18 protein-coding genes and 1 pseudogene are annotated in these 19,301 nt (G+C 64.3%); 14 read left to right on the plus strand and 5 right to left on the minus strand.

Going from position 1 to position 19,301, the window contains the following annotated elements; translation table 11 throughout:
• Nucleotides 1-6: 6 nt before the first annotated feature.
• The 4 genes from ACL9RJ_RS24870 to ACL9RJ_RS24885 are packed head-to-tail and all read left to right on the plus strand — an operon-like array spanning nucleotide 7 to nucleotide 4,471.
• Nucleotides 7-1,020 (plus strand): ABC transporter substrate-binding protein, encoded by a 1,014-nt coding sequence (locus tag ACL9RJ_RS24870; RefSeq protein ID WP_017126206.1) that lies wholly within the window; start codon nucleotides 7-9, stop codon nucleotides 1,018-1,020.
• Nucleotides 1,020-1,949: an aliphatic sulfonate ABC transporter substrate-binding protein gene (locus tag ACL9RJ_RS24875; RefSeq protein ID WP_422765774.1), complete on the plus strand. Its 930-nt coding sequence runs from the start codon at nucleotides 1,020-1,022 to the stop codon at nucleotides 1,947-1,949. The genes ACL9RJ_RS24870 and ACL9RJ_RS24875 overlap by 1 nt, the downstream gene beginning before the upstream one ends.
• 24 nt (nucleotides 1,950-1,973) lie before the next feature.
• On the plus strand, nucleotides 1,974-2,978 hold the full coding sequence (locus tag ACL9RJ_RS24880) for an ornithine cyclodeaminase family protein (RefSeq protein WP_017126204.1): 1,005 nt from the start codon (nucleotides 1,974-1,976) through the stop codon (nucleotides 2,976-2,978).
• Nucleotides 2,975-4,471: an HAL/PAL/TAL family ammonia-lyase gene (locus ACL9RJ_RS24885; RefSeq protein WP_017126203.1), complete on the plus strand. Its 1,497-nt coding sequence runs from the start codon at nucleotides 2,975-2,977 to the stop codon at nucleotides 4,469-4,471. The genes ACL9RJ_RS24880 and ACL9RJ_RS24885 overlap by 4 nt, the downstream gene beginning before the upstream one ends.
• 3 nt (nucleotides 4,472-4,474) lie before the next feature.
• Here the strand turns inward: ACL9RJ_RS24885 and gstA are convergent, their stop codons facing one another.
• Nucleotides 4,475-5,080 (minus strand): glutathione transferase GstA, encoded by a 606-nt coding sequence (gstA, locus tag ACL9RJ_RS24890; protein ID WP_177119289.1) that lies wholly within the window; start codon nucleotides 5,078-5,080, stop codon nucleotides 4,475-4,477.
• 107 nt (nucleotides 5,081-5,187) lie between these two features.
• Here gstA and ACL9RJ_RS24895 point away from each other — a divergent pair, with 107 nt between their 5' ends.
• From ACL9RJ_RS24895 to ACL9RJ_RS24905, 3 genes and pseudogenes are all read left to right on the plus strand, one after another.
• Nucleotides 5,188-6,054 (plus strand): LysR family transcriptional regulator, encoded by an 867-nt coding sequence (locus ACL9RJ_RS24895; protein WP_177119288.1) that lies wholly within the window; start codon nucleotides 5,188-5,190, stop codon nucleotides 6,052-6,054.
• Between the two features lie 399 nt (nucleotides 6,055-6,453).
• Nucleotides 6,454-7,221: pseudogene (locus ACL9RJ_RS24900) on the plus strand (PAS domain-containing protein); the annotation flags it as partial.
• 168 nt (nucleotides 7,222-7,389) lie between these two features.
• Nucleotides 7,390-7,773 carry a methyl-accepting chemotaxis protein gene (locus ACL9RJ_RS24905; protein WP_370591019.1) on the plus strand — a complete coding sequence of 128 codons (384 nt, stop codon included), beginning with the start codon at nucleotides 7,390-7,392 and terminating at the stop codon, nucleotides 7,771-7,773.
• Between the two features lie 110 nt (nucleotides 7,774-7,883).
• Here ACL9RJ_RS24905 and ACL9RJ_RS24910 read toward each other — a convergent pair whose 3' ends face one another.
• Entirely contained in the window at nucleotides 7,884-8,450 is a 567-nt protein-coding gene (locus ACL9RJ_RS24910; RefSeq protein WP_017126198.1) for a hypothetical protein, read from the minus strand.
• A 267-nt stretch (nucleotides 8,451-8,717) separates the two neighbouring features.
• Between ACL9RJ_RS24910 and ACL9RJ_RS24915 the strand changes: the two genes are divergently transcribed.
• Nucleotides 8,718-10,163: an NAD-dependent succinate-semialdehyde dehydrogenase gene (locus ACL9RJ_RS24915; protein ID WP_017126197.1), complete on the plus strand. Its 1,446-nt coding sequence runs from the start codon at nucleotides 8,718-8,720 to the stop codon at nucleotides 10,161-10,163.
• Between the two features lie 40 nt (nucleotides 10,164-10,203).
• Here ACL9RJ_RS24915 and ACL9RJ_RS24920 read toward each other — a convergent pair whose 3' ends face one another.
• Entirely contained in the window at nucleotides 10,204-10,953 is a 750-nt protein-coding gene (locus tag ACL9RJ_RS24920) for an NAD-dependent epimerase/dehydratase family protein (RefSeq protein ID WP_017126196.1), read from the minus strand.
• Nucleotides 10,954-11,164: 211 nt separating this feature from the next.
• Nucleotides 11,165-12,196 (minus strand): LacI family DNA-binding transcriptional regulator, encoded by a 1,032-nt coding sequence (locus tag ACL9RJ_RS24925; protein ID WP_017126195.1) that lies wholly within the window; start codon nucleotides 12,194-12,196, stop codon nucleotides 11,165-11,167.
• 227 nt (nucleotides 12,197-12,423) lie between these two features.
• Here ACL9RJ_RS24925 and ACL9RJ_RS24930 point away from each other — a divergent pair, with 227 nt between their 5' ends.
• Both ACL9RJ_RS24930 and ACL9RJ_RS24935 read left to right on the plus strand, forming a co-directional pair.
• Complete coding sequence (locus ACL9RJ_RS24930; protein WP_017126194.1) at nucleotides 12,424-12,954, plus strand: gluconokinase; 531 nt, start codon at nucleotides 12,424-12,426, stop codon at nucleotides 12,952-12,954.
• Nucleotides 12,955-13,051: 97 nt separating this feature from the next.
• Nucleotides 13,052-14,404 (plus strand): GntP family permease, encoded by a 1,353-nt coding sequence (locus ACL9RJ_RS24935; RefSeq protein WP_017126193.1) that lies wholly within the window; start codon nucleotides 13,052-13,054, stop codon nucleotides 14,402-14,404.
• A gap of 125 nt (nucleotides 14,405-14,529) precedes the next feature.
• On the opposite strand, the gene alaC is transcribed toward ACL9RJ_RS24935, so the two are convergent.
• Nucleotides 14,530-15,750, minus strand: coding sequence for an alanine transaminase (gene alaC / locus ACL9RJ_RS24940; protein WP_017126192.1), 1,221 nt, complete (start codon nucleotides 15,748-15,750; stop codon nucleotides 14,530-14,532).
• A 161-nt stretch (nucleotides 15,751-15,911) separates the two neighbouring features.
• Between alaC and ACL9RJ_RS24945 the strand changes: the two genes are divergently transcribed.
• From ACL9RJ_RS24945 to kdpC, 4 genes are all read left to right on the plus strand, one after another.
• On the plus strand, nucleotides 15,912-16,397 hold the full coding sequence (locus tag ACL9RJ_RS24945; protein WP_042935304.1) for a GyrI-like domain-containing protein: 486 nt from the start codon (nucleotides 15,912-15,914) through the stop codon (nucleotides 16,395-16,397).
• A gap of 213 nt (nucleotides 16,398-16,610) precedes the next feature.
• The gene (kdpF, locus tag ACL9RJ_RS24950) at nucleotides 16,611-16,709 is read left to right on the plus strand and encodes a K(+)-transporting ATPase subunit F (RefSeq protein ID WP_017126190.1); all 99 of its coding nucleotides are present in this window, start codon (nucleotides 16,611-16,613) and stop codon (nucleotides 16,707-16,709) included.
• 167 nt (nucleotides 16,710-16,876) lie between these two features.
• On the plus strand, nucleotides 16,877-18,583 hold the full coding sequence (gene kdpA, locus ACL9RJ_RS24955) for a potassium-transporting ATPase subunit KdpA (protein WP_017126189.1): 1,707 nt from the start codon (nucleotides 16,877-16,879) through the stop codon (nucleotides 18,581-18,583).
• Between the two features lie 10 nt (nucleotides 18,584-18,593).
• Nucleotides 18,594-19,301: a potassium-transporting ATPase subunit KdpC gene (kdpC, locus tag ACL9RJ_RS24960; protein WP_042935303.1), complete on the plus strand. Its 708-nt coding sequence runs from the start codon at nucleotides 18,594-18,596 to the stop codon at nucleotides 19,299-19,301.

Genomic DNA, 19,301 nt, shown 5'->3' on the forward strand with positions numbered 1-19,301 from the left:
GTGACCATGACATCCATCAAGACCCTGCTCGGCGGTTCGCTACTGGCCCTGGGCCTGCTGGCCCAACAGGCGCCCGCCGCCGACAAGCCGGCACCGATCCATTTCGGTGACATCACCTGGGAAAGCGGCAGCCTGATCACCGAGGTACTGCGGCTGATCGTCGAGAAAGGTTACGGTTATCCGACCGATACCTTGCCCGGCAGCACCGTGAGCCTTGAAGCCGCCCTGGCCAAGAACGATATCCAGGTGATCGGCGAGGAATGGGCCGGCCGCAGCCCGGCCTGGGTCAAGGCCGAAAGCGAAGGCAAGGTGTTCGGCCTCGGCGATACCGTCAAGGGCGCCACCGAAGGCTGGTGGGTCCCGGAATACGTGATCAAGGGCGACCCGGCACGGGGCATCAAGCCACTGGCGCCGGAACTCAAGTCGGTGGCCGACCTGCCGCGCTACAAGGATGTCTTCGCCGACCCCGAGGACCCGTCCCGCGGCCGCTTCCTCAACAGCCCCACCGGCTGGACCTCGGAAATCGTCAACAGCCAGAAGCTCAAGGCCTATGGCCTGACCGACAGCTTCGTCAATTTCCGCACCGGCTCCGGCGCGGCACTGGACGCCGAAGTCAGCTCCTCGGTCAAGCGCGGCAAGCCGGTGCTGTTCTACTACTGGTCGCCAACCCCGCTGCTGGGGCGTTTCAACCTGGTGAAACTGGAAGAGCCGCCGTTCGATGCCGAAGCCTGGAAAACCCTGGCCGATGCCAACAACCCGCACCCGCGTGGCACCCGCTCGATGCCGGCGCACCTGGCAATCGGTGTCTCCGCCGCGTTCAAGCAGCAATACCCGGAACTGGTCGGGGTCTTCGAGAAAGTCGACCTGCCCATCGACCTGCTGAACCGCACCCTGGCGCAGATGAGCGAGAAGCGCCTGGAACCACGCCTGGTGGCACAAGCCTTCCTGCGTGAGCAACCCCAGGTCTGGAGCCAGTGGGTACCGGCCGCGGTGGCCGAACGTGTGAAGGCGAACCTGTGATGATCAAGCGTATCTGGCTGTCAGCGATCCTCGGCCTGGTGACCGGCCTGGCCCAGGCCGGCGACCCCGCGACCTTGCGGGTCGGTTACCAGAAGAGTTCGGTGAGCATGGTCCTGGCTCGCGAGCACAAACTGCTGGAACAGGCCCTGCCTGGCACGCAGGTGCAATGGATCGAGTTTCCCGGCGGGCCGCAGATGATCGAGGCCGTCAACGGCGGTAGCGTCGATGTGGGCAATATCGGCGATATCCCGCCGATCTTTGCCCAGGTCGCGGGTATCGACCTGCTGTATATCGGTGTCGAGCCGGCCAACGGCAAGACCGACGCGATCATCGTGCCGGCGGCCAGCACGGTGCGCGGCGTGGCGGACCTCAAGGGCAAGCGTGTCGCCTTGCTCAAGGGCTCCAGCGCTCACAATCTGTTTCTCAAGAGCCTGATCAAGGCGGGCCTGCAACTGAGCGACGTGAACCTCGCCTACCTGTCGCCGGCGGATGCCCGGGCGGCCTTCGAGCAGGGCAAGCTCGATGCCTGGGTGATCTGGGACCCTTACTACTCGGCGGCACTGCTGGACGGCAGCGCGCGTCTGCTCAGCGACGGCCAGGACCTCAAACCCAGCGGTACGCTGTATATCGCCAGCGGTGCCTTCGCTCGCCAGCACCCGCAGAGCATCGCGCCGGTGCTCAAGGCCCTTGGCCAGGCCCAGCGGCTGTCTTTCGACCAGCCGCAGCAAAGCATCGACCTGATGACCCAGGCCCTCGGCCTGCAACGGGCGGTGGTCGAGCGCTATTTCGAGCATCGCTCGCGGGCGCCGCTGCAGACCATCGACCAGTCCACCATCGATACCCAGCAACGCACCGCCGATCTGTTCTTTGCCAATCACCTGATCCCAAAGGCGATCAAGGTGCAGCAGATTGTCTTCAAGGCCGACTGAGCCACGCAGAGGAAACCACCTTCCATGCAACCTGTTTATATCGACTTTCTCAACGGGCTGGATATCGCAGCCCTGGATCTGGGCAATGACGAGATCCTCGCCGCCATTGAAGCCAGCCTGGCTATCCAGGGGCGCGGCGAAGCGGTGATCGAGCCACGCACGCACCTGATTCCCGGAGGCGGGATCAACGGCCATTTCAACGTCCTGCGCGGCGTGCTGGGCGGTGATATCGGCTATGCCGGGGTCAAGGTGGTCGGCGACTTCGTCGACAACTATCGCCAGGGACTGCCGTCGGAGCTGGCGATTCTCAACCTGCTGGACCCGGCCACCGGCGTGCCGAAGGCGATTCTCGACGCTTCGGCGATCACCGATATGCGCACCGGCGCGGTGACGGCCATCGGCGCCAAGTACCTGGCCCGGCCCGACAGCAAGATCCTCGGTCATATCGGCGCGCGGGGCACCGCCTACTGGAACGTGCGGCTGCTCGATCACCTGTTCGACTTCGACGAAATACGCGTGCATTCGCGCCGGGAGGAAAGCCGCGAGGCCTTTGCCGAGAAGCTGCGCCGCGACCTGGGCAAGCCGGTCATCGTGACCCATGACTGGGAGAGCACGGTGCGTGGCGCCGATATCGTGGTCGAGGCCTCGCGCCTGGACCAGCCGCAACCGTTGCTGCATACCGAGTGGATCGCGCCCGGCGCCTTTGTCGTGCCCTACGGCACCATGAGCGCGGTGGAGCTGTCGCTGACCGATATCATGGCCAAGCTGGTGGTCGACGACTGGGGCCAATGCAAGGGCGGGATGTTCGGTTCGCTGCGGGCCCACGTGGAAGCGGGCAAGCTCAGCGAGCAGACCCTGCATGCCGAACTGGGGCAGATCGTCGCCGGCTTGAAGAGCGGTCGGCAGAGCCCCGAGGAGCGCATTCTGTTCTGGCACCGCGGCTTGAGCCTGAGCGATATCGCCCTGGGCCACGCCTTGTTGCAGAAGGCCGCGCGCCTGGGGATCGGCCAGCGGCTGCGCTTCGCATGACGACGATCGAGCTCGACGGCCAGGGGCTGTCCCCACAGGCGCTGTTGCGGGTGGCGCGGGACGGCGCACCGCTGCGGTTCAGCGTCCAGGCGCGGCAACGGATCGCTGCGGCCCACGGCTTGCTGCTGGCCCGGGCCGAGGCGGGCGAGGCGATCTATGGGGTCACCACGGGCCTTGGCGCGGCAGTGGATATCCGTCTGCTGGCGGATGATCCGGCGGTGCAGCAGCGGATCCCGCTGGGCCGCGCGGTGGGTGTCGGGCGCCTGGCCAGTCGCGAGGAAGTACGGGCGATCGCCTGTGCCCGCCTGGCCGGACTGGCCCAGGGCCGTTCTGGGATTTCCCTGGAGACGGCGCAGGCGCTGCTGGCGTTGCTCAATGCCGATATCTGCCCGGAGATACCCCTGACCGGATCGCTGGGCGAAAGCGATCTCGCGCCCCTGGCGCACCTGAGCCTGGGCTTGCTGGGCGAGGGTTGGGTGCAATGGCAGGGGCAGCGTTTGCCGGCGGCGCAGGCCCTGGCCCGCAGTGGTTTGCCCGTCGCGCGGCTGTCCGGCAAGGACGGCCTGGCGCTGGTCTCGGCCAATGCCGCCAGTGTCGGCCTCGGGACCTTGCTGCTGGCAGAGGCCGACCGGGCCCTGGATTCGCTGCTGGCGGCGCTGGCGTTGTCCTGTGAAGGCTACCGGGCCAACCTCAGTCCGTTCCAGCCGTGGGCGGCGCGACTGCATCCGGCCAGTGGGCACGCGCGGCAATGCGCTGCGTTGCTGGCGCTGCTCAAGGGGGGGGAACTGGAGCAGCCGCAATCGGCCAGACGCTTGCAGGATCCCTTGAGCTTTCGTTGTGGCGGCGTGGTCCAGGGCGCTGCCCGACACGCCTGGGAGCAACTGCGTGAAACGCTGTCGATGGAGCTGGCGAGCGGGGCCGACAACCCGGCGTTGATTGTCGAAGAGGGACAGGTGCTGGCCAACGCCAACTTCGACAGCACCCATCTGGCGTTGGCGAGCGAAGGGCTGGGGTTGGCGTTCAGCCGACTGGCGGTGTGCTCCGCGGAGCGCCTGGCCAAGCTGCTGTCGCCGGGTTCCAGCGAACTGCCGCGCTTCCTGATCGAGACACCGGGGCATGTCGGCCTGGCGGCGTTGCAACGGACCTCGGCGGCCCTGGTGGCGCAGATCGGCCATCTGGCCAATCCGATGCCGGCGGTATGCATTCCGGTGGCCGACCGGGTGGAAGACTACGCCGGCCAGGCCCTGGCGGTGATCGAGAAAACCCGCGAGCTGACCCGACTGCTGCAGACCCAGGCGGCGATCGAACTGATTGCCGCCGCCCAGGCAGTCGACTTGCGTGGAGAACGGCGGCTGGGGCAGGGCAGTGCCTCGATCTACCAGGCGGTGCGCAGCCAGGTGCCCCGGCTGGATCGGGATCGGCCGGGGGCCTGGGACGTACAGGCGTTGCTGGCGCTGATCGAGACCCGCGGCTGGCCGGAGATCGTCGGCTGATCGTCAGGCGGCCTGCTCGATTTCCAGCGCGGCCTTCACCGCGGCTCGCGCGCCGATCCGCACCATGAAGCGGCCCAGCGCCGGCCAGGGCAGCAGGTCGATGTCGAAGAAGCGGTTCCAGCGCATCACGGTGAACAGGTAGATATCCGCCACGCTGAAGCCGTCATCGAGCAGATAGTCCTGGCGTGCCAGGGTGTTTTCCAGCAGGGCGAAACGCTGGAACAGACGCGCCCGGAAGATCGCCTTGACCTCGTCGGGGATCGCCGGATTGAACAGTGGGCCCATGGTCCCGTGGACCTCGCTGCCGAGGAAGTTCAGCCATTCCTGCAGGCGCACCCGCTGCCAGCTGCCATTGGCCGGCGCCAGCCCGGCGTCGGGCTTGAGGTCGGCGAGAAACTGCACGATGGCGCCGCCTTCGGTCAGCACCTGGCCGTTGTCCAGTTGTAGCGCCGCGACATACCCCTTGGGATTGATGGCGAGGAAGTCGTCACCGTGCTCGGTGAGTTTGCTGCGGTTGTCGACCCGTACCAGTTCGAACGGCAGGCCGAGTTCGCGCAGCACGATATGCGGTGACAGCGAACAGGTTTCGGGGGCGTAGTACAACTTCATGAAGGAGGACTCCAGGGCGGACGGGATGGGGGCCCGCATTCTCGTATTGGCCCTGGCTCCCGGTATAATTAATACTTCATAAACCAACCATAAGGGCAGCTACTGGCATGATGAACCTGATGCACTGGCGCCTGCTGGTGGCGGTCCTCGATACCGGCACCATCAGCCGTGCCGCCGAGCAGGTCGGCATGACCCAGTCGGCGGCCAGTCAGGCCCTGGCCGCGATGGAGGAGGGGCTGGGCGCGCAACTGTTCGTGCGCGAAGCGCGGCAGGCCGTGCCCACGGCTGTCGGCCTGCAGGTGCTGGAAGAGGCGCGACTGATGCTCGGGTCGCTGCAGAAGATTCGCCAGCAGGTCGACAGGGCCCGGGGGCTGACCCACGGCACCCTGCGCCTGGCGAGTTTTCCCATGGTCCTGAGCACGTTGCTGCCGCCGCTGTTGCGGCGCTTTCGCCAGCGCCACCCCGGTATCGAGTTGGTCGCGCTGGAGGTCAGTGATCATGAGGTGGAGAGCATGCTCGCCAGTGAACTGGTGGACGTCGGCGTCGTGCTCAACCCCGAGCCGGGGCGGGCGGCCCGCGAGTTGGGACGCGACAGCTGGGTCGCGGTGGTTTCCATCGAGCATCACCTGGCGGCGCGTGGTGTCGACGGGTGTGTCAGTCTGGCGGAGCTGGTCGCCGAACCCTTTGTGCTGGCCACCGGCGGCTGCACGGTCAATGCGCGCAGTATTGCCGCTGAAACCGGCCTGCGGCTCGAAGATATAAGGGTTGAAGTCCGCGAGTGGAACAGCGCCTTTGCCCTGGTGCGGGAGAACCTCGGGGTGAGCCTGGTGCCGGAGCTGACCTTGCCGAAGGAGCGCAAGGGGCTGCGCATCCTGCGTCTGGAAACCCCCGTCGAGCGCCGGTTCGCGCTGGTGGCTTCGGTGGCCGGCACGAACTCGGCGGCGGTGACGGCGTTGTTCGATATGCTGGGTTGAATCACCCTCGGTAATGTCTCGGTACTGTTGCCGGCAGGAGTAGCTGGCGATTGGCTTGCATCCGGCCCGCGGCTGTCTATGCTCTTGGGCAGGATTGTATGAGGAATGCCATCAAACGCGTGCTTATTACTGTCCCCCAAGTAGCCATGTTTATGTCCTGCATAAACGACAAGCTGTTGTTCTGAGGAAGATTGCCTGTGCAATCAGGACGTTGAGTCACGGATAGCTTGATGAGAACGATACCCAGGGATACCCGGATCAAACATCGTTCAATGCTCTGTTACTGCCCCCGGGCGGTGGGAGTGTGCCTGTCAGGTGGTTTGGCGATAAAGAGCGTGTTTACTGAAGCGAAGTTATCAACTCCGAGTGTCTTTCGACAGTGCTAAAGGGATTTGAGCCATGTTTGATTCTCATCGCAAGTCCGACCTGCTGGAAATTCAACGCTTTTCCTGCGCGCTGTCCGAGGCCAACGCCAAGTTGGCGGCGATTGGTCGTTCCATGGCCATGATCGAGTTCACGCCAGACGGTCATATCCTCGAAGCCAATGCAAACTTCTGCAAGGTCATGGGCTATTCGGCGGATGAGATCCGTGGCAAACATCATCGGATCTTCTGCGAAGAGGACTTTGCCAAGAGCGAGGACTACGCCCGCTTCTGGCGCGACCTGGCCCGTGGCGAGCCGCTGAGCGGGACCTTCCTGCGGCTCGACAAGAATGGCCGGGAAGTCTGGCTGGAGGCCAGTTACATGCCGGTGATCAATGCCGACCGGCAGGTAGAAAGTGTGATCAAGGTGGCGTCGGATATTACCCAACGCATTCACTACGAACATGAGAACCAGAGCATCGTCAATGCACTGGGACGTTCCATGGCGTTGATCGAGTTCAGCCCGGACGGCCGGGTGATCACCGCCAACGAGAACTTCCTCAAGACCATGCACTACTCGCTCAACGAAGTGGTGGGCCAGCACCACAGTATGTTCTGCCATCGCAGCGAGAGCGAGTCCCAGGGCTACAAGGCCTTCTGGGCGTCGCTCAATCGCGGCGAATATCATTCGCGGCGTTTCGAGCGCGTCGACAAGCATGGGCATACGGTGTACCTGGAAGCCTCCTACAACCCGATCTTCGATTCCAAGGGCCGTCTGTACAAGGTGGTGAAGTTCGCCAGCGATATCACCTCCCAGGTGATCAGCCTGCAATCGGCGGCGGAGTCGGCGCACAGCACTTCCGTACAGAACGACGCCTGTGCCCAGAAGGGGTCCCAGGTGGTGCAGCAGACGGTGGAAATCATCCAGGAGATTTCCCGCAACCTGAATGACGCCGCCGAAAGCATCGATGCGGTGAACCGTCAGTCCGACATCATCGGCACCATCGTCCAGACCATTCGCGGCATCGCCGACCAGACCAACCTGCTGGCCCTCAATGCGGCGATCGAGGCGGCGCGGGCCGGTGAGCACGGACGCGGTTTCGCTGTAGTGGCCGACGAGGTACGCAGCCTGGCGGCGCGCACCAGCCAGGCGACGCTGGAGATCGTCGCGGTGGTCAGCAAGAACCACGAACTGTCCCACAGCGCGGTGAGCAGCATGCAGTCGAGCCTGAGTCGAACGGGGCGCGGAGTGGAACTGGCGAACGAGGCGGGGGAAGCGATCCTGGAAATCCAGCAGGGCTCCAAGCATGTGGTGGATGCGATCAGCCAGATCAACGCGACATTGCAGTTGCCCTGAGTCTGTGTGGGAGGGGGCTAGCCCCCGAGGCTTTTGCCGCTCTCGAGGGCCTCTTCACGGGCACGCCCGCTCCCACGCAGGCCCGCTCCCACATCAACCCGCTCCCGCGGTTAGTTGTTGGTCGCCAGGAACGCGCTGGCAGCCTGCTTGTCGACCGGGTTCGGGCTGTTCTTGTCGGTCTGGGCGCTGAACTGTTCCTTGATGCGCTCGGCAATCTTGTTGTTGATCGCCTGCTGCTGTTCCGGTGGCAAGGCGTTGAAGCTTTCCTCGGTCAGCCCCTGTTCCTTGAGCATCTGTTCGCGCAGGCGCTCGACCGGCGACTTGCTCATGTAATCCTTGAATTCCTTCATCGCATCACTGTCATTACTGGTGGCAGTGGGTGCGGTGCGGGTGGTCGGCGGGGTGGCGGTCATGGTCGCGGCAGCGGCCACATCCGGCACCTTGGCCTGGAGGTGTACGCGGGTCTTGGCGAACGCGGCGTTGACGTTATCGGCCACCTTGTCGGCCGCCTTGTTGGCGGCGTTCTGGGCGGCCGGGGCCGAGGTAAGGCCGGCGGCGGCCTGGGCGCTTTGCACAAAACCGCTGGAAAGCGCGTTATTGGCGGCGGTGGTCGGATCCAGGTCGGAACGGTTCGACGGCTGGATCGCGTGAGTCTGGTTGCGGGCATTGACCAACATGGGATAAACACCTGGGTTTGAGAATACCCTCGGCTACGAGCAATTTGTATGCCGATTGCTACAAAGCCCGGTCTGTCGCGCTCTGGCCGATACAGACCTGCAGTCCCTGGCCGGCAAGCGGAAAACCCTTGCCGCCGTGCTTGCCGCTCGGGCGGCGGGAAATTTCATTTGCAGTCCGGCCCGATAGTGATTGCACTGGTCGGTGTTCTGACGCCATGACCCCTCGATGCAGCCATCTGAATTGGCCATCTGAACTGGAGAGTACTGATGACAAACGCAAGCTACGTGAACACCCGGCTCCTGATCGACGGCGTGTGGTGCGATGCCCGCAGCGGCAAGACCCTCGACGTGCTGAATCCGGCCACCGGCCTGGTGATCGGCAAGGTCGCCCATGCCGACATCGCCGATCTCGATCTCGCCCTGGCGGCTGCCCAGCGTGGTTTTGACAACTGGCGCTGGGTCCCGGCCAACGAGCGCGCGCTGATCATGCGCAAGGCCGCGGCGCTGGTTCGCGAGCGGGCCGAAACCATCGCGCAACTGATGACCCAGGAGCAGGGCAAGCCGCTCGCCGAGTCGCGTGTGGAAGTGAATTCCGCCGCGGACATCATCGAGTGGTTCGCCGACGAAGGGCGGCGGGTCTACGGTCGCGTCGTCCCGTCGCGCAACCTGGCCGTGCAGCAGACGGTGGTGCGCGAACCGGTCGGCCCGGTCGCGGCCTTCACGCCGTGGAACTTCCCGGTCAACCAGGTGGTGCGCAAGCTCAGCGCCGCCCTGGCAACCGGCTGCTCCTTCCTGGTCAAGGCCCCCGAGGAAACCCCGGCATCGCCGGCGGCATTGTTGCAGGCCTTTGTCGACGCCGGCGTGCCGGCCGGTGTGGTCGGGCTGGTTTTCGGCGACCCGGCGCAGATCTCGTCCTACCTGATCGCGCACCCGGTGATCCGCAAGGTGACCTTTACCGGTTCGACCCCCGTGGGCAAGCACCTGGCGGCGCTCGCCGGCCAGCATATGAAACGCGCCACCATGGAACTGGGCGGGCATGCGCCGGTGATCATTGCCGAGGACGCGGACGTGACGGCGGCGGTCAAGGCCATGGCCGGCGCGAAGTTCCGCAATGCCGGGCAGGTGTGCATCTCGCCGACGCGTTTCCTGGTGCACAACAGCATCCGCGCCGAATTCACCCGGGAGATGGTCCGGTATGCGCAGGGCCTGAACGTCGGCAACGGTCTCGAGGCGGATACCACCCTGGGCGCCCTGGCCAACAGCCGTCGCCTGACCGCGATGGGCCGGGTGGTCGAGAGTGCGCTGGCCAGCGGGGCACGCCTGGAGACCGGCGGCGAGCGGATCGGCACCACGGGTAACTTCTTCGCGCCGACCGTACTGGCGGATGTTCCTCTCGACGCCGATGTGTTCAACAACGAACCCTTCGGTCCCGTTGCCGCCATTCGCGGATTCGATTCGCTCGACGAGGCCATTCTTGAAGCCAACAGGCTGCCGTATGGCCTGGCCGCCTACGCCTTCACGCGTTCGTTCGCCAACGTGCATCGCCTGACCCAGCGGGTCGAGTCCGGCATGTTGTGGATCAACCAGGCGATGACGCCCTGGGCCGAGATGCCGTTCGGTGGCGTGAAGGATTCGGGCTACGGCTCCGAAGGCGGACCGGAGGCCCTGGAACCGTACCTGGTGTCCAAGTCGGTGTACGTCAACTCTCTCTGAAGGGGCGGCCATCCGTCGCGGCGGATGGCCGAATCGCTCTTCAGCGGTGGAGTGCCTGCACGGGTACGGGGATAGCGAAGGTCTGGAAGCTGTCGTCCAGCGGTTGATAGCCCAGGACCCGGGTGGTCTCGCTCAGGTCCAGGCGCCTGAAGCGGTTGTCGGAAATGCCGTGGGCCACCAGGTGCTGGACGTCCTCCACTTCAATGGCCCGTTGCAGCAGTTGCACGGCATCGCGCGGGCTGAGCCAGGTGTTCAGGTCGACGTCGTGCAGGTCCTGGCTGTCGGGGAACTCGAAGGCGCCGATGCGCAGGGCGATGGTCGACAGGCCCCGACGGGTGGCATAGAACGCACACAAGGCCTCGCCATAACATTTGCTCACGCCATACAGGTTGGCGGGCATCACCGGCATGCCCGGGGTGACCTGGCGATCCTGCGCGTAACCTTCGATGGCCTGCGCGCTGCTGGCGAACACCACGCGCTTGCACCTGGCCCTGGCGGCGGCTTCCAGGAGGTAGGTGGTGGCCATGATGTTGTTGGGCAGCAGTTCTTCGAAGGAAGAGTCCGCGTAGGGAATGCCTGCCAGGTGCACCACCACGTCGATACCCTCGACCAGCGCGCCTACCTCGTCCTTGTCGTCCAGGTCGAGGCGGACGAAACGATGCTCGCCGATGGCAAAGTCCGGTTGGTGGCGGTCGGCGAGGACAAAGTCATAGCGGTTCTGCGCAGCCAGGAAAAAGGTCTTGCCAATACGGCCACAGGCGCCTGTAAGCAGGACTCTGAGCGGATTCATACTGACTTCCTAGTAGGAACTCTGACAGGGAGATGACGGTTCGGTGAATACTCACAGTAGACCATTGTCCGAACCCTGCCTGAAAATCCCCGGCCTTGTACGGTATCGCCGGACCTGCGGCTCCCCGTGCGATCACGAGTCAGGCCAGAGGTATCGTGGGGGCAGTGGCCGGGGGAGGGCTGACCGACCGTCGGCCAGCCCTTGGTGAGTCTCAACTGCTCTCGCGCACCATCAATTCGAAGCCCATGTCCACCACTGGCTGGGGCACGGGATTACCGGCCATCAGGTTGAGCATCTGCTCGGCCGCGCGCTGGCCGATGGCTTCGCGCGGGGTGCGGATGCTGCTCAGGCGCGGCACCATGAAGGCCGAGCCGGGCAGGTCGTTGAAGCCCAGCACCGCCACTTGTTCCGGCACCTTGATGCCGCAGCGCATGGCTTCGAGCAAGGCGCCCTGGGCCAGGTCGTCGTTGCCGAAGAAGATCGCGTCGACCTGTGGATGGCTGCTCATCAATTGCAGGAACAGTTCGCCACCCAGGCCCACCGACGACGGACGCGGCGTCAGCAGTTCCAGGTCCGGGTCGTAGAGCCCGGCCGCCTGCAGCGCCCGGCGGAAGCCTTCGCCGCGCAGCAGGGTGCGCTGGTCGAGTTGCGCGCCGATATAGGCCAGGCGTCGCCGACCACGGGAGATCAGGTGCTCGGCGGCCGTGGCCCCGGCGCTCTGCTGGGAGAAACCGACGCAGTTCACGCCGGCGCCAGGGTCCAGGTCCATCATGTACACGCACGGCACATTGCTCGCCTCGATCATCCGCCGGGCGCTTTCCGAGCGGTCGAAGCCGGTCAGCAGCAGGCCACGGGGCTGGTAGGCCATGTAGTTGCGCAGCAGGTTTTCTTCTTCGTCGCGGGAATAGTGGTAGTTGCCGATCAGCACTTCGAAGCCGCGGGGCCGCAGGACCTTGTGGATGGCTTCGAGGGTATCGATGAACAGCAGGTTGGACAGCGACGGCACCAGTACCACCACCGAATGGCTCTGGGCCGAGGCCAGGGCGCGGGCCGCCGGATTGACCACGTAGTTCAGCTCATCGGCCGCCCGTCGGACTTTTTCCACCAGTTCCGTGGCCACGCTGCTGATCCCGCGCAGGGCCCGGGACGCGGTGATCGGGCTGACACCGGCGAGGCGCGCGACTTCATTGAGGGTGGGACGTCCCGTGGTACGGGGATTCTTGTCGTTCTTGGTCGAGGTCATCGGACGGCTTGCCAAACAAAATTCGAGGCACTAAGGTAGCGCTGTCTCGACGGGCCTGCAAATGCCCGGGCGCGGTTTGCCTGAACTCGCCTGGTCCTGTTGGAAAGCTTGACCGCGGCAACCCATAAAAATGACAAGAAGGCGTCGGCGACGCGTGTTTTGTGCTTTGCTTTTGCAATATTGAAAGCTCTGGCAAAGACAGCGCTGTCTGCGTGCTGAGGTGTTACATGAGTCAACCCATCACTGCCCTGGTTATCATGGGTGTTTCCGGTTGCGGCAAATCCAGCGTGGGCGAGGCTATCTGCCAGCTCAGCGCGGCCACCCTGATCGAAGGCGACAGTTTTCACCCCGCCGCGAACATCGCCAAGATGAGCGCCGGCACTCCCCTCACCGATGAAGACCGTGCCGGCTGGCTCGACAGCCTGTGCGACGAACTGCGGCGTGCCGTGGCCGCCGGCCAGCGCCCGGTACTGACCTGTTCGGCGCTGAAGCTGCGCTACCGCGAACGCCTGCGCGGCGCCGTGCCGGGCCTGGGCTTCGTGTTTCTCGAACTGACCCCGGCTGTCGCCGCCGAGCGGGTCAATCATCGTCCCGGTCATTTCATGCCGGGGACCCTGATCGACAGCCAGTTCGCCGCCCTTGAGTCGCCGGTGGGCGAACCGCTGACCCTGGCGCTCGATGCGACCCGGGAAGTGGCGCAACTGGCGCAATCGGCCAGTCGCTGGTGGCAGGCCCATGGCCTGGAGCGCACGGCCTGATTACCGGATAAAAAATGCTGGCTGGAAAAGATAGCGCTGTCCTGAAAGCTGTCCTTCACTCACGAATACGATAAAAACAACAAGCAGGAGACACCTTATGTTTGGATTGTCCCACGAGACCTATCTGCTCCTGGATGCAGTGGTCACCATTATCGGGCTGATCGTGCTGATCACCCGCTTCAAGACCCACCCCTTCATTGCCCTGATCATTGCCTCGGCGTTCCTCGGCCTGACCTCGGGCATGCCGGCGGACAAGATCATCAAGGCCTTCCAGGACGGTTTCGGCGGGGTGCTCGGGTTTGTCGGAATCATCCTCGCGCTGGGGACGATGCTCGGCAAGATGATGTCCGACTCGGGGGGCGCCGACCAGATCGCCCAGACCCTGATCCGCGCCTTCGGCAAGGAGCGGGTGCAGTGGGCGATGATGTTCGCGGCGTTCCTGGTGGGGATTCCGCTGTTCTTCGAAATCGGCTTCGTGCTGCTGATCCCGCTGGTGTTCATCGTCGCGCGGCGCACCGGTGTGTCGTTGATCAAGATCGGCATTCCGTTGCTGGCCGGCCTGTCCGCGGTGCATGGCCTGGTGCCGCCGCATCCGGGGCCGCTGCTGGCGATCGGCGTGTTCAACGCCGATATCGGCAAGACCATCCTCTACGGCCTGATCGTCGCCCTGCCGACCGCCATCATTGCCGGTCCGATCTACGGCTCTTTTATCGCCAGGTACATTCCGGGCAACCCGAACCAGGAACTGGTCGACCAACTGGCCCGCGAGCCGGAATCCAGCAGCCTGCCGAGCTTCAGCGTGACCCTGGTCACCGTGTTGCTGCCGGTGTTCCTGATGCTGCTCAAGACCTTTGCCGATATCGCCCTGCCGGACGGGCATTTCTTCCGTATCTGGATGGACATGATCGGCCACCCGATCAGCGCCCTGCTGCTGGCCTTGCTGCTGGCGCTGTACACCTTCGGCAAGCGCCAGGGCATGGATTCCAAACGCATCCTCAAATTGCTGGACGCGAGCCTGGCGCCTACGGCGGCGATCATTCTGATCATTGGCGCCGGCGGTGGTTTCAAGCAGATGCTGGTGACCAGCGGCGTGGGCGACGTGATCGGCCATATCGCGGTAAATGCGCAGATCTCGCCGATCCTGCTGGCCTGGCTGGTGGCGGCGGTGATTCGCGTCGCGACGGGGTCGGCGACGGTGGCGACCATCACCGGGGCCGGTATCGTGATGCCGGTGGTGGACCTGATTCCCGGGGTCAATCGTGAACTGCTGGTGCTGGCAACAGGGGCGGGCTCGTTGATCCTGTCTCACGTCAACGATGCGGGATTCTGGCTGGTGAAGCAGTATTTCAACATGACCGTGGCCGAGACCTTCAAGACCTGGACCGCGATGGAAACCATCCTGTCGGTGGTGGGCCTGGGCTTCATCATGCTGCTGTCGCTGGTGGTCTGAGCCCTGGCTGAGCGTTGCTGCGCGCAACCAAGGCATGCAACCCGTGACGCTCTGCGTCGCAAGCGCGGACGCGGAGCGTCCTGAGAGGCGTTCCCACGCAGAGCGTGGGAACGATCATCGAAGGGTTATTCGCCAGCGCTTTTCTTCAACTGCCCGTCAGCCCGGAACATCGCGCGGATACCGCGCACAGCCTGGCGGATCCGGTCCTGGTTCTCGATCAGGGCAAAGCGCACATGATCATCGCCGTATTCGCCGAAACCGACACCCGGCGAGACGCAGACCTTGGCCTCGGCCAGCAGCTTCTTGGCAAACTCCAGCGATCCCAGGTGTGCATAGGCCTCGGGAATCTTCGCCCAGACATACATCGACGCCTTCGGATTCTCGACCATCCAGCCCAGCTCGTGCAGGCCCTTGACCAGCACATTGCGGCGCTGCCGATACTGTTCGGCGATATCCCGCACGCACTGTTGATCGCCTTCCAGCGCGGCGATGGCCGCCACTTGCAGCGGGGTGAAGGTGCCATAGTCGTGGTAGCTCTTGATCCGCGCCAGGGCGCTGACCAGCTCGGGGTTGCCGACCATGAAGCCGATCCGCCAGCCCGCCATGTTGTAGCTCTTGGACAGGGTGAAGAACTCCACCGCGATGTCCTTGGCCCCCGGCACCTGCATGATCGACGGGGCTTTCCAGCCATCGTAGACGATGTCGGCGTAGGCCAGGTCGTGGATCACCAGCACGTCGTACTGCTTGGCCAGGGCGATCACCCGTTCGAAGAAGTCCAGTTCCACGCATTGCGCGGTCGGGTTCGACGGGAAGCCGAGAATCATCATCTTCGGCTTGGGGATCGAGCCACGGATGGCCCGCTCCAGCTCGGCGAAGAAGTCCACGCCCGGTACCAGCGGCACCGAGCGCACCTGGGCGCCGGCAATCACCGCGCCGTAGATATGAATCGGATAGCTGGGGTTGGGCACCAGCACGGTGTCGCCCTGGTCGAGGGTGGCGAGCATCAGGTGCGCCAGGCCCTCTTTCGAACCGATGGTGACGATGGCTTCGCTTTCCGGGTCGATCTCGACGTCGTAGCGGTCCTTGTACCAGTGGGAAATCGCCCGGCGCAGCCGTGGGATGCCCTTGGAGGTGGAGTAGCCATGGGTGTCTTCGCGCTGGGCGACGGTCACCAGCTTCTCGACGATATGCGGCGGAGTCGCACCGTCGGGGTTGCCCATGCTCAAGTCGATGATGTCTTCGCCACGACGACGGGCGGCCATCTTCAGCTCGGCAGTGATATTGAATACATACGGGGGGAGTCGATCGATGCGCGAGAAACGGCGCGGCGAACCTTGGTCTGCCATGGTGGCCTCTGAATACGTAAGCGCCCGGAACCGTCCGAGCGACGTCGGCCACTGCGGTGGCCTGCGGCGCTGAAGATAAAGGCGCTGATGGCACTCTGTCCAGCCTATTTTTTGCTTCTATACTGCGATGCGCACCACTTTTCCTACGGAGCTCAGTACCCATGGACGACGCATCTAGCCACGCACTGTCACCGCCACGCTTCGAGCATGGTCACTTTCAATTGATCGCGGGATTGGGCGGGCGTTTTACCGCCGACACGTCCGGGACCATCCCCGATCTGTGGGACGCCTTCATACCGCATATCGGAAATGTACCCGGCCAGGTGGGCGAGGAGACGTACGGTATCTGCTGCAATCCAGACGGCCAGGGTGGTTTCGAGTACATCGCCGGGGTAGCCATCAGCAAGCTGGACGACCTGCCTGACCTGTATCGCTGGGTGGAAGTGCAACCCCAGCACTATGCGGTTTTCGAGCACCAGGGATCCCTCGACACCCTCAAGCAGACCTTCGAGGCGATCTGGCAGCAGTGGCTGCCCACCTCCGGCCACAAGGCCGCCGATGCGCCGGAGTTCGAGCGCTACAGCGCTGACTTCAACCCGGAAAAAGGCACCGGCAAGGTCGAGATCTGGTTGCCGATCAAGCCCTGATCCTGTGTGTCCCGCGCCCTTCCCGCGGGAAGGGCACGGGTTGTTTCTATACGCCGTCTTAACATTCCCCGCTGCAATCAGTGCCCGCCCTTGATACCGCCTTCCCTACGCTGGGAGGTGGGGATTCAGGCTGGCCCGGACCCGATGTCCGGTGCCTGGAATTCCCCCGCCTGCGTCCGCCCTGGACGCTTCGACTGAGCAAGGGGAAGCATCGTGTTGACACTCAAACTTATCTACCTGATCAGCGGGCTCGGTGCCGTCGGGCTGTTCGCCTACCTGGGTTATGCGCTGATCCGCGCAGAAGACTTCTGATGAACCCGCACGTTTCGACAGCGGCTGCCCGCGCAGCCCTCACCTCCCGTACCGGGCAAGGACATCGACCATGTACGACCTGATTTTCGTCGGCACGACCCTGGTGTTTTTCGGCGCGACAGCCTTGTTCATTGTCGCCTTGAACAAGATTTGAACGGAGCTTCGACATGTTGACCGTATTACTGGAATACGCGCTGATCCTCGGGTTGATGACCGGGCTCGCGGTATTGATGGGGCGCTGGCTGACCCGCGTCTTCTGCGGCACCGGTCATGGCTGGGCGGAGCGCGCGACCTATCGGCTGCTCGGTGTCGACCCCGGCGAAACCATGGGCTGGGCCCGCTACGGTTCGGCGTTGTTGCTGTCCAACGGCGCGATGATGCTGCTCGGCTACCTGCTGTTGCGCCTGCAGGGGACGATGCCGATCAACCCGCTGGGCCTGGCTGCCCAGAGCCCGGACCTGGCGTTCAACACCGCCGCCTCGTTTATCACCAATACCAACTGGCAGGCCTATTCGGGCGAGACCAGCCTGTCCAACTTCAGCCAGATGGCGGTGATCACCTTCCTGATGTTTGTCGGCGCCACCGCCGGCGTTGTCGCGGCGGCCGGTTTCATCCGTGGCCTGAGCCGGTCCCGCTCGGCGGATATCGGCAACTACTGGGTGGACTTCACCCGCATCCTGTACCGGGTGATGCTGCCGTTGTGCCTGGTCATGGCACTGGTCTATGTCTGGCAGGGCATGCCCCAGACCCTGTCGTCCGAGGCACTGGCGAGCACCCTGGAAGGCGCGCGACAACAGGTGATCGTCGGTGCGGTGGCGAGCTTCGAATCGATCAAGCATATCGGCACCAACGGCGGTGGTTTCTTTGGCATGAACGCTGCCCATCCGTTCGAAAACCCGACCCCGCTGACCAATGCCCTGCATATCCTGAGCATGCTGCTGATTCCCTCGGCGCTGACCTATGCGTTCGGTAGCATGCTGGTCCGGCGTCGCCAGGGCTGGGTCTTCTTCGGCACCTTCCTGGTGATGTTCATCGGTTTCCTGGCGGTGGTCTTCAGTGCCGAGCAGGGCGGTAACCCTTTGCTCACCCGGTTGGGGGCGGACCAGTCGCTGTCGGCGTTCCAGAGTGGCGGCAACATGGAAGGCAAGGAACTGCGTTTCGGTATCGCCGATACCAGCCTGTTCATTGCCACCACCACCGGCGCCACCACCGGTTCGGTCAATGCCATGCATGATTCGCTGATGCCCATGGGCGGCTTCGTGCCCATGGCGCAGATGATGCTCAACTGCGTGTTCGGCGGCGATGGCGTGGGCTTTATCAACCTGATCCAGTACGCCCTGCTGACCGTGTTCCTGGTGGGCATGATGATCGGCCGGACCCCGGAATTCCTCGGCAAGCGCATCGAGGCCCGGGAGATGAAACTGGTGATGCTGTCGGTGCTCGCGCATCCGATCTGCATCCTCGGTTTCAGCGCCCTGGCGGCACTCTGGCCAGCGACCCTGGACAGCCTCAACAATGTCGGCCCCCACGGTTTCAGCGAAGTGCTCTACGCCTACACGTCCGGTACTGCCAACAACGGTTCGGCATTCGCCGGGCTGAATGCCAACACACCGTTCTTCAACACCACCATCGGCCTGGCAATGCTGCTCGGACGCTTCTTCACCATGCTGCCGATGCTGGCGGTCGCCGGCTGCCTGGCCATGAAAAAGAGCACGCCGGCCGGTGCCGGGACCATTCCCACCGCGACACCGCTGTTCATGTTCCTGGTGGTGTTCGTGGTGCTGGTGGTCGGCGGCCTGACCTTCTTGCCGGCGCTCGCGCTGGGGCCGATCGTCGAGCAACTGCAACTGCTCTCCGGCCAGACCTACAAGTGAGGATGAACCCATGACAACGCGTATTTCCACGTCAACGCAGGTGGCGACCCCATCGCTGCTGCGAGGCCTGTTGCGGCCGGTGCTGGTGTCCTCGGCGTTTTTCATGTTGCTGACCGGCCTGGCCTATCCGCTGGTCACCACCGTGGCGGCCAACCTGCTGTTTCCGTTCCAGGCCGGGGGCAGCCTGCTGGAGCGTGACGGACGGGTGGTCGGCTCGTTGCTGATCGGCCAGCAGTTCGATCGCCCGGAGTACTTCCAGTCACGGCCGAGCGTGACTCAGGGCACCGATCCAAGCGATCCGGCCAAGACCGTCACCACGCCGTACAACGCCGGCCTGAGCGGCGCCAGCAACCTCGGCCCGACCAGCCAGCGCTTGCTGGACGCGGTCCGGGAGCGGGTCGAAGCCTACCGTCGCCTCAATGGTCTGGACCCGCAGGCCCAGGTGCCGGTCGACGCGGTCACGGCCTCGGCCTCCGGCCTGGACCCGCATATCTCGGTCGCCAATGCACTGATCCAGGCCCGGCGGGTTGCCCGCCTGCGGCAGTTGCCCGAGGACGGGCTGCTGAAGCTGGTCCGGGCTCATACCGCCGGGCGCACCTTCGGCCTGCTGGGCGAGCCACGGGTCAATGTGCTGCAACTCAACCTGGCGCTGGACGCCCTGGCGGCATCGCGCCAGCTCCCTCTCGCGGTCAGTGAACAAGAGAACCACCATGAGTGA

Origin of the sequence: Pseudomonas sp. Mn2068, from assembly GCF_049319725.1 — a bacterium.
Lineage (GTDB): Bacteria > Pseudomonadota > Gammaproteobacteria > Pseudomonadales > Pseudomonadaceae > Aquipseudomonas > Aquipseudomonas gingeri.